The organism is Mycobacterium sp. (genome assembly GCF_049278535.1).
Taxonomy (GTDB): Bacteria; Actinomycetota; Actinomycetes; order Mycobacteriales; family Mycobacteriaceae; genus Mycobacterium.
The window spans coordinates 26,038-37,626 of record NZ_JBAPMI010000059.1 but is presented as its reverse complement, the minus strand read 5'-3'; the positions used below and the strand labels follow the sequence as shown (position 1 = coordinate 37,626).

Here is an 11,589-nt window from a genome sequence, read left to right as displayed (position 1 = left end):
GACCGATAGCGCCGAGACCACCGGTGATCAGGTAGCTCCGGTCAGGCCGCGGTGCAAGCGGATTCGGCATCTGGCAGACGATTTTGCCGATGTGCCGGGCCTGCTGCATGCGGCGGAACGCCGTCCTGGCCTCCGTCAGCGGGTAGATCTCCGCGGGCAGTGGCGTCCACTCCCCCTTGGCCAGCCCGTCCGACACCTCGGTGAGCAAGTCGCGGATGCGGTCGGGTTCGGTGAACATCACCGTGTCCAACGCGACGATCTCGTAGGCGATGTCGGGCCGGACCTCAGCCATCTGCTCGGGAGTCCAGATGTCGCGCTTGGCGATCTCAGCGAAACGCCCGTTCTTCGCGGTGGCCCTTACGGTCGCCTCGATGAACCCTTCGCTGGTCAGGGAGTTGAGTACCACGTCTACACCCGACCCGCCGGTATCCGCCAATATCTGGTCGGCGAAATCGGTTGTGCGCGAGTCGTACACATGCTTCACGCCGAGCTTGCGCAGCGTCGCCCGCTTGAAGGTGCTCGCCGTGGCATACACCTCTGCGCCGTGTTGTTGCGCCATCTGGATGGCGGCCAATCCGACACCACCACTGGCGGCGTGGATGAGCACCTTGTCGCCGGGGTTCAGCTTCGCCCAGTCGAACGAGAGCCGAACCGTGAGCGCCGCGGCCGGAATGGTCGCGGCGGCAACCGCGCTCACGCCGTCCGGGATCGGCGCCAGGAACTGGGACGGCACATTGAATCGGCTGGCGAAAGCACCCTGCATGGAGCCGTAGACCCGCTGACCGACCTCCAGTCCGGTCACACCCTCGCCCAATTGGGTGACGGTGCCGGCGAAGTCGCCACCGACCGGCCCCGGATCACCCGGGTAGAGGCCCAACACGTTGAGCACATCGCGGAAGTTCAGGCCCGCGGCCTCAACCCGCACCTGCACGTAGTCCTCGTCCGGCGCCGACACTTCGGCCTCGGTGATCCGCAGGTTGTCGATCGCACCGCGCTCTGTGGGCGCCAGAGCGTAGTCCGACCCCCTCGGCACGGAGAGGTTGCCGCTGCGCGCCCACGGCAGCAACCGTGACGCGAAGAACTTCCCTTGCCGCAGGGCCAGCTCGGGTTCGTCCATCGGCGCGCCGAGGATACCGGCCAGTGCATGCACGGCCTGCTCGGATCCGTCGACGTCAACCAGCTTGCAACGCAGGGCAGGCTCTTCGTTGATGATGGTGCGCCCGAGTCCCCACAGTGCCGACTGAACGGGATCGACCCGCTCGCCGGACTCGGTCGCCACGGCCCGCTCGGTGACGATCCACAGTCCGCCAACAAGTTTCAGTCCCTTGTCAGCCTGCAGCGTGTGCACGGCGCTGAGCAGGTAGGCGATCTCGGTCTCCAGCCGCGCCACAGAGTCAGCACTCGACTCTCCCGCACTCGGACCGGCGCTGCGCCAGACGATGCCGGAGATCGGCACACCGCGCTCCTGCGACTGAGCCAGAAGCTGCCCCAAGAGCTCCGGGTCCATGCTCCTGTCGAAGGAGATGCAACCCGAAAGATCGGCCGCCAGTTCGTCGAAACCGGCGATCAGCCAGATGCCGGGGAGACTTCCGGCGTCGTCGGCCGGCGCCGGCGGCACCTCGTGCCAGCCGAGGGTGTACAGCAGCCGGGTGGCGTCGCCGCCGAGCCCGCGCAACAACGCCTCTCGAGGGGCGCGCTTGACCGTGAACTCGCGGATCCCGCCCAGAATGCGACCGTCCCGATCGACGAAATCGAGATCGAAGACCTGGGTTTCGGCGTTGAGTTCGCTGGCGTGCCAGCGCGCGCGGCAGTAGAACCGTCGAGGCATCTTCTCCTTGAGCATGACCTGCCCGTACCGCAGCGGTAGGAAGAGGTCACTGAGCCCCTGCTCCGCGGCAAGAAGAGCCGGGAACGCCGGAAAGGCGACACCGGTGCACAGGTCCATCAAGACCGGGTGCATCGGCTCGGATCCGAGATGCTCGCTCAGCTCCTCGCCGACGTAGATGTCACCGATCGCCTCACCTTCACCGAGCCACAGCGACTTCAGCGAGCCCGACCAGTTCGGCCCCCACGACAGCTCCATGTCGGCGAAGGTCTCGAACAGCTCCTGCGGACGCATGCGGTTCATCCGCTCGATTGCCGCGTCGATGGGGTCCTGTTCGGGTGCCGGCTCGTCCTCGACACCACTGAGGACTGTGCCGTCGGCGTTCAGCGACCACTCGACATCGCGCACACCGTAGGGACGGCTGTGCACCTGGAATCTCCAGCCATCGCCGTCTTCGAGCGGATGCAGGGTCAACTGAACCTCGCGAGATGCCTTCTCGGGCAGAATGATCGGCTCGTAGAAGAAAACTTCCTTCACCCGCGCCGGAGGCCCGACCGCAGCCAGGGCCATCGCCGCGTACGTGGCGCCGGGAACAACGACCGTGCCGTAGATGACGTGATCGGAGAGCCACGGTTGCGACTTGACCGACAACCGGCTGGTGTAGACGGAGTCGCCGGACGCCAGATCCTTTGCGCTGCCCAAGAGTCCGGATGCGGCAGCACCGTCGGCGGCGATGCCGGAGGTCTGCGGCCAGAACCGCCGCCGCTGGAACGGATACGTCGGCAGCTCCACCTTGGAGTGCGGCTTATGTTGCAGCACAGCGAAGTTCGGCCGATGGCCGCTGACGTAGGCAATTGCCAGAGCATCTGCGATCTGGCGCCGGTCACCGACGCCCTTTCGCAGCGACACGATCGCCCGAGGCGCGGCCAGATGTTCCGGCCAGACCTGCACCGCCGCGCCGGTCAGCACCGGCTGCGGGCCCATCTCCATCAGCACCGTGCATCCCAAAGCCGCAACGGTGCGCACGCTTTCGGCGAACTGCACCGGCTGGCGGGAGTGCCGCCGCCAGTATTGCGCATCGATCGGGGTGTCCGCGGTGAGCACGGCGCCGGTGCGGTTGCAGACCAGCGGCAACGTCGGCACCGCGTACTCCATCTGCGACGCGTACGACTCGAATTCGCCGAGCACTGGCTCCAGCAACTCCGAGTGGAAGGCGTGGCTGGTTTCCAGCCACGTGCAACGGACCCCATCCTCACTGAATTTCGCGACGATTGGCTCGAGGTCCTCGCCCGGACCCGACAACACCGTGTTGGGACCGTTGTAAGCACCGACCGACACTCGTGAGAATTCGCTGGCGACTTCCTCGACGCGCTTGGCATCGGCGAACACCGCGACCATGCGGCCGCCTTCAGGCAGGCTGCCGAACAGTCGACCGCGCTCGGCCATCAGCCGCGCCCCGTCCTCGAGGCTCAGCACTCCGGCCACGCATGCCGCCGCATACTGACCCACACTGTGACCCAGCACCACGTCCGGCTCAATGCCCCACGACTGCCACAACCGGGCCAGACCCATCTCGACAGCAAACAGCGCCGGCTGAGCAAACGACGTGTGCCGTAACGTTTCTCCGGCTTCGCCGCCGGTCTCCCGATCGGTCGCGAACATCACTTCCAGCAAGGGGCGCGGCAGCATGTCGGCAACCGCGTCCGCGCAACGTTGCACCGTCTCGGCGAAAACCGGCTCGGCGTCGAACAGTTCGCGCGCCATCCCCGGGTGCTGACTGCCCTGACCGGTGAACAACCACGCCGTGGTCGGCCGGTCGGTGCACTCACCGCGGACAACCCCGGGCCGCAGCCGGTTTTCGGCCAACTCGGCGAGGCCCTCGCGGGCGCTCTGCACCGAATCCACAACCAGCGCGGCACGATGTTCGAAGTGCGAACGGCCCACGCCCGCTGTCAGGCATACTCCGGCGATGTCGGCCTCCGGATGGGAGTCCAGCCAGGATCCGTAACGCTGCGCCAACTCCACCAAGGCGTTCGATGTGCGCGCCGAGAGTGGCAGCACTTCAACCGACTCCTCCGGGCTCTCCGACTGCGGTGCCGCTGCGACGTCGTCAGGTTCGACGATGACCGCCTGTGCCGGCGCCTCCTCGACCAGCACGTGCGCGTTGGTCCCGGTGAATCCGAAGGAGCTCACACCGGCGCGGCGGGGCCTGCCGCTGGACTCCCACGGGGTCGCCTCGTTGACGACCCGAACCGGCAGCGAGTCCCACGGGATGTGCGGCGACGGGTTGTCGAAGTGCAGGCTCTGCGGCAGCACTGAATGCTGCAGCGACAGCACAACCTTGATCAGACCGGCGGCTCCCGACGCCGATTCGAGGTGACCGATGTTGGTCTTCACCGATCCCATCAGCAACGGCCGGTCAGCATCACGAGCGCCGGCAAAGGCGGCGCCGGCGGCCTGCACTTCGATCGGGTCACCCAGCGGGGTACCTGTTCCATGTGCCTCGAGATAGTCGACGTCACCGCCGTTAAGGCCGGCCCGGGCCAGGGCCATGGCGATAAGGCGTTGCTGTGCACCGCCATTGGGCACAGTCAGACCACTGGATGCACCATCCTGGTTGACCGCGCTGCTCGGGATGACAGCAGCAACCCGGTCGCCGTCGCGGACCGCGTCACTCAGCCTCTTGAGCACCAGCATTCCGCAGCCTTCACTGCGCACATAGCCGTCTGCGGCGGCGTCGAAGGTCGCGCATCGTCCGTTCGGGGACAGCATTCTGGCTCGCGACGCGGCGATGATGGTCACCGGGCTCAGCAGGACATTGACCCCACCGGCCAACGCCAGATCGCAGTCACCCGAATGCAAACCCTGGACAGCCTGATGGACGGCCACCAACGACGAGCTGCAGGCGGTGTCGACCGCGACCGCCGGGCCTTCGAGTCCGAGGGCGAAGGACACCCGGCCGGAAATGGCGTTGATCGCGTTGCCGGTGATGAACTGCGGCTCGATCTTCTCGACCGAGGTGGCGGACAGTAGATGTGAATACTCGTTGGCGCCCACACCCACGAACACGCCGGTTCGGCTGCCGCGCAACGACGCCGGGGAGTACCCGGCGCGTTCCAGGCCCTCCCAGACGGTTTCGAGCACCAGCCGCTGCTGCGGGTCGATCCAGAGAGCCTCGCGCGGCGAGACACCGAAGAATTCCGGGTCGAACCCGTCGATCCCCTCGATGTAACCGCCGTAGCGGCTGTAGATCTTGCCCGGTGTGTCCGGGTCTGGGTCGTAGAACTCGTCGATGTCGAACCGGTCCTCGGGAACCTCACTGATCGCGCTGACACCGCCCGACAACAGCTCCCAGAACGCTTCGGGATTGGGGGCGCCGGGAAAGTTGCACGACACGGAGATGATCGCGATCGGCTCGTCCGTGCGCATCGTCGCTGCCGCGGCCAACTGGGGGCCCGACTTCGCCGACTCGCTGAGCCCGAGCACGTCAGTGAGCAAGTAGTCCACCACATCCGACAGGCGTGGGTAGTCCATCGCCAGCGTGGCCGGAATTTGCTTCCCCACGCCCTCCTCAATGCGGCGCCGCAGCTCGACAGCCATCAGCGAATCCATCCCGAGGTCGAAGAATCCGGCATCCTCACGGATCTCTGCAGGGTCGACTCGCGTCACCTCGGCCACCGCGTCACGCAGATAGTTCCCCAGCAGCTTCTTGCGCTGTTGCACCGGCGCGTTGGTGAGTTGCTCTACCAGCTGGGTCTTGCCCGAAGGCGCCAGCACTGGCGCCGTATCGGGCACCTCCCTTGCCACTTCCGCCATGAATGGCCGTCGGCCGGCCTGCTGGTAGAGCGGCAGGAATTTGGCCCAATCGATCCGGGCCACCACACCTTGCACTGCGCCCTGCGTCGAAGACGCCAGCAGATCGGTCAGACCAGCCAGCGCATCGACAGGTGACAGCGTCCGGATTCCGCGCTGCTCCAACTTCTTTCGCGCCTCTGCGTCGGCCATACCTGCCGACCACGGACCGAAGTTCACGCTGATCGCCGGGACGCCCTGCTCCCGCAGCCGCCAGGACAGCCCGTCGAGGAAGGCGTTGGCCGCGCCATAGGCGGTCTGGCCGTACCCACCCCACACCGAGGCGATCGAGGAGGTGCTGATGAAAAAGTCCAGCTTCAGGTCGGCGGCTGCTTCGCTCAAATGCCAGGCACCCCATACCTTCCCGGCGAACACTCGATCCACCTCTGCGTCGTCCAGAGAGTGCAGCGGGGTGGTACCGATCTCGCCTGCGGCGTGCACGATGCCGGCAAGCGGCGGTAGTTCGGCCTGCACAGTGGCAAGCAGCTTTGCCACGTCGTGTGCATCGGCGACATCGGCAGCCACGACCCGGGTTTCGCAGCCATGCTCTTCCCGAATCGCGTCGATGCGACGCTGCGCCGCCTCGCTCGGCGCGCGCCGACTGGTCAACACCAGCTGCCGGGCACCGTTCGCCGCCAGATATGCGGCGATCTCCAATCCGATCGAACCCAGGCCGCCGGTCACCAAATAGGTTGCATCGGAGCGCAATGCGACCGGGGTAGCACCCGGCGTCTCGGTGCGCCGAACGAGCCGCGGTACGTAAACCGCGCCGTCGCGCAACGCGACCTGGTCTTCGCCAGGCTGCGCCGCCACCAGGTTGGCGAACTGTGACCACTCGTCAACGCCGCCCTCGGCCAGATCTGCCAGGCCGCCCCACATCAACGGGTATTCCAGCGACGCGGCACGACCGAATCCCCACAGGCAACTCTGGTTGGGTGACACGGCGTCGCCGTCGATGACGCGTTGCGCGCCGCGGGTCACCAGCCAGATCGGGCTGCGGACCTCGGCGGCGGCCGCAGCGCGGAAAAGTCGACGGCTTCCGCTCATGACGCGGTGCTGCATCTGCAACAGCGATCGCATCGTCGGCGCGGTGTCGGAGTCGAGCGCCGCAATATGCAGGATCCGCAGCGCCGGTTCGACTTCCGCGGCGGCACGCAACGCGGCCACGAGCTGCTCCTCGTCCGCATCGGACGAGGGCAACCCGAGAACCCGGTGCTGGTGCCCGAGCGTGGTCAGCGCTTCGACCAATGGCTGGGCAACATCGGCATCGTCACTGAGCACGAGCCAGGTTGGCGCCTCGCCGGCTTGCGTACCTGAGCCTGCGGCAGCGGATTTGTCCCAGCGGATCTCGTAACGCGCGTCCGCAATCGATTCCGTCTTGCGGTGTTGGTTGTGCTGTGCCGCAAGCCTTGTCAGCACGTCCACCGTCTGCTGCTCGTCGCCCGCATTGCCGAGGAGCGCAACGAGCTCGTCGATCCGCCCCTCCTCGAGGAGCCGCACGGTATCGCTGGTCGACCCCGCGAGACGGGCGTTATATTTCGGCGCCTGCCAATTGTCGCGGTACCAGTACTGACGACGCTGGAACGGATAGGTCGGCAGGTCGAGCTTTCGTGCCGGTTTGTGCTGGACAGCACCGAAGTTGGGCAGGTGACCCAGGACGTACGCGTCGGCCAGCGCTCCGGTGATCTGCCGGTGGTCGGCGGTGTTCTTACGCAATGATGCGATCGCCCGCGGGGTGGTGGCGGGGTCGGGCCAAGCCCGCAGAGCCGCTGCGGTCAGCACCGGCTGCGGGCCGATTTCGATCAGCACCTTGCAATTCAGATCGGCCAGGGTCTGCACGCTCTTGGCGAACTGAACCGGCTGCCGTGCGTGGCGGCGCCAGTAGTTGCCGTCCAGCTTCACGCTTCTGCCCAGCGTGGCGCCGGTGCGGTTGCACACCAGAATCCGTTGCGGCGAAGCGTATTCGAACTGGTTCGCGAACGACTCGAAGTCATCGAGGATCGGATCCAGCAGCGCCGAGTGGAACGCGTGGCTGGTCTCCAGCCAGTCGCACTTGACGCCATCGGAGGACAAGCGAGAGACCGCTTGCTCCAGATCGGCTGCGGGACCGGACAACACAGTGTTGGCGCCGTTGTACGCGGCGACCGAGAGGCTTGGGAATTCGTCAGTCATCTTCTCGACGCGCTCGGCGTCGGTGGAGACCGCAACCATCCGACCTCCCGCCGGCAAACTGCCGAACAGGCGGCCGCGCTCGGCCATCAACCGCATTCCGTCCTCGATGCTGACGACGCCGGCGACGCAGGCGGCCGAGTACTGACCGACGCTGTGCCCCAGAACGACATCGGGTTCGAATCCCCATGACTGCCATAGCCTGGCCAGACCCATCTCCACCGCGAACAACGCCGGTTGAGCGTAGGAGGTCTGCCGCAACGTCTCCTCACTGTCGGGGCTGTCGATATCGAAAATGACGTCCAGCAACGGCTTTTCGAGCATACCCTCGGCGGCTTCAGCGCACCGCTGCAACGTCTCAGCGAAAACCGGCTCGGTGTCGAACAATTCGCGAGCCATACCGGCATACTGACTGCCCTGGCCGGTGAACAACCACGCCGTCTTCGGAGTGTCATCGGCCCATCCGCGAACCATGCCGGGTGCCGGGCGGTCGTCCGCGAGCGCACCGAGCAACTCAGCGGCCGATGCCGTCGAATTGACCACCAACGCAGCCCGCTGCTCGAAGTGAGATCGACCCGCTCCAGCGGTCAGACACAAGTCCGCCAACGTCGCTTCGGGGTGCGCGCTCAACCAGTTGCGATACTGATCAGCCAACTGGACCAGGGCCTCGGGTGTGCGCGCCGAGATCGGCAGCAGATCGAAGCGCTGGTCGACCGGGGCCGGGTCCACCGGAGCGTCAACTGCGGCAGCGGGCGCTTCTTCGAGGATGATGTGCGCGTTGGTGCCGGCGAACCCGAACGAGCTGATTCCCGCGAGACGGGGCCGGGCGTTGGGCGCCCAAGCGGTGGCCTCCCGCAGCACATGAACCGGAAGCCGATCCCACGGAATGTGCGGCGATGGATTCTGGAAGTGCAAGTGCTGCGGCAGAAGTCCGTTCTCGAGGGCCAAGACGACCTTGATCACACCCGCGACGCCCGCGGCCGCTTCCAGGTGCCCGATGTTGGTCTTCGCGGAGCCGACCAGCAACGGCCGGTCCGCGTCACGCGCGGTGCCATACACCGCCCCGGCCGCCTGCATTTCAATCGGATCGCCCAGCGATGTTCCGGTGCCGTGGGCCTCCAGGTAGTCGACATCGGCTGCTGCGACGCCGGCCCGCTTCAGCGCGTCGGCGATAACCCGTTGTTGCGCAATGCCGTTGGGCACGGTCAAACCACCCGATGCGCCATCCTGGTTGATCGCGCTACCCCGAATGACTGCCCGAATCCGATCGCCGTCACGGATGGCGTCTTCCAGACGCTTCACCACCACGACACCGCAGCCCTCACCGCGCACGTAGCCGTCCGCCGCGGCGTCGAACGTCTTGCACTTGCCATCCGGGGCGAGCATGTGCGCGTGCGAGAAGGTGATCATGGTCGCGGGGCTGAGCAGCGCGTTGACCCCGCCGGCCAGCGCAAGGTCACACTCCCCCAGCTGCAGCGTTTGGCATGCCTGGTGGATCGCCACCAGCGACGAGCTGCACGCCGTGTCGACCGCGACCGACGGGCCCTGCAGTCCCAACCGGAAGCTGATTCGGCCTGCTGCGGCCGACGATGACGTCCCGACTGCCATATAGGCCTCAATTTCGGGGAAAGTCAGCTCGCCAGAGGCCATTCCCAGGTAATCGTGGGTGGCCAACCCGATGAAAACACCAGTGTTGCTGCCCGCCAAGGATGTTGGCGCGATCCCGGAGTGCTCGACCGCCCGCCATGAGGTTTCCAGCAGCAGCCGGTGCTGGGGGTCCAGCAGCCTGGCCTCGCGCACCGACAGGCCGAAGAACGGCGCGTCAAAGCCGGACACGTCATCGACGAAACCTGCCCGGCGAGTGGCCACCTTGCCGGGTGCATCAGGGTCGGCGTCGTAGAACTCGTCGACATCCCATCGGTCCTCGGGCACCTCGGAAATCGCGTCACGGCCGTGCGACAGCAGATCCCAGAACTCGTCCGCATCGGCGGCACCCGGAAAACGGGCCGCATAGCCGATGATCGCAAAGCTCGGTGGTCGGTCGCTCAGACCTTCGACGGATCCCATAGCGGTGTCCTCTCAGCATTGGGAAGGGGGAGACTCTGGCGCCGCGAACGGGCCCGTTGGGCACTACGATCGTTGTCGCGGGCAAGTAATGCAAGTGCGTCGGAAGCGTCGCGCACAGGGGCGCGCTCATACCACGTCATGCTTGGGTTCACCAGTGGTGCGACACTCATGGCTAATAACGTTATCTTGATCGGGCCGCCAGCGTGGCGTGACCGCAGCCGCCGAATTAGGAAGGACGAGGTTTTGCGCATCGGGAAGATCACGATCGGTTCGATCGATGACTGGACGCCGACTCCCGGCACGGTCATCTCCTGGCACCCGACGACAGCATCTTCCGCAAAAGTCCAGCAAGCGCCGGTCAGCTCGGTCCCAGTCAGCTACATGCAGGGTCAGCATCTTCGTAACTACTACGAACGGACAGAAGCGGGGCTGGATTTCTCCCGGCAAATCATCGCTTCCTGCGACGTAGCCGGCCGGTGCGACATTGCCGCCATGAACGACGGCCTCAACCGATACCTACGACGGCATGACACCTTTCGCAGTTGGTTCGAGCACGCTGATAGCGGGGACTTCATCAGACATACGATCGCCGATCCGGCTGACATCGAGTTCGAGCCGATCGACCACGGCACCTTGACTGCTGGCGAAATACGCGCTCTCGCCGTGGGGATACCCAATCCGCTGGAGTGGGGTTGCTTCACGTTCGGGGTTATCCAGCTGGAGGACGGGTTCAGCTTTTTCACCGCCATGGATCACGTCCACGGAGACGCGTCGCTGATTGGCACCACGATGCTGGAGGCCAACGGAATGTACGCGGCGCTCAGCAGCGGGGGCAATTCCCTGGAGCTTCCCGACGCGGGCAGCTTCGACGAATTTTGCGTCCGGGAACGTGAGCAAACGTCGACGTTGACGCTGGATTCACCCGGGGTACAGGCCTGGATCGACTTCGCCGAGAGCAACGATGGTGGTTTTCCGGACTTCCCGCTCCCGCTCGGCAACCCGGTGGGCTCCGACGGCAGTTCGATGACCTCCGAACTGCTGATGGACACCGCACAAACCGAGCGCTTCGAATCAGCCTGCACGGCGGCCGGTGCGCGCTTCGTCGGCGGATTGTTCGCGTGTTTTGCCCTGCTGGAGCATGAATTCACCGGGGCCCTCACGTATTACGGGCTCACTCCGCGGGACTCACGCTCAGGTCAAGACAATTTCATGACGCAGGGTTGGTTTACCGGCTTGATCCCGATCACCATCCCGATCGCCGCGGCCTCTTTCGGCGAAGCCGCATGGGCCGCGCAGGCTTCTTTCGACACGGGCCTGGACATGGCGAAGGTGCCGTATTACCGCGTACTGGAGTTGGCGCCCTGGCTGAAGTGGCCGCGGCCGAACTTCCCGGTGTCGAACTTTCTGCATGGCGGCGCCGCTCCACTCAACGCCGTGCTGGCAGCAGCCGATCTTGGTCTGGCGAACAACATGGGGATCTACTCCGACGGCCGGTACTCGTATCAGATGACCATTTATGTGTTTCGATACGGCGAGGGCACGGTGATGGCGATCATGCATCCCGACAACCCGGTCGCCCACAAATCGGTCACTCGATACATGGAGGCAATGAAATCCGTGTGCGTGCGGGTCGCAGACAGCGGGCATTGGGGACGCGTCGCATAGCGTGGGGCAAT

Annotated in this window: 2 protein-coding genes; one reads left to right on the top strand and one right to left on the bottom strand. The window is 65.6% G+C overall.

The window, feature by feature from the left end; all coding sequences use genetic code 11:
- On the bottom strand, positions 1 to 9,913 hold a 9,913-nt coding region (locus tag WAO18_RS03510; RefSeq protein ID WP_422203930.1), incomplete at its 3' end, for a type I polyketide synthase.
- Positions 9,914 to 10,156: 243 nt separating this feature from the next.
- Here WAO18_RS03510 and WAO18_RS03505 point away from each other — a divergent pair.
- On the top strand, positions 10,157 to 11,578 hold the full coding sequence (locus WAO18_RS03505) for a condensation domain-containing protein (protein ID WP_422203936.1): 1,422 nt from the start codon (positions 10,157 to 10,159) through the stop codon (positions 11,576 to 11,578).
- Positions 11,579 to 11,589 lie beyond the last annotated feature (11 nt).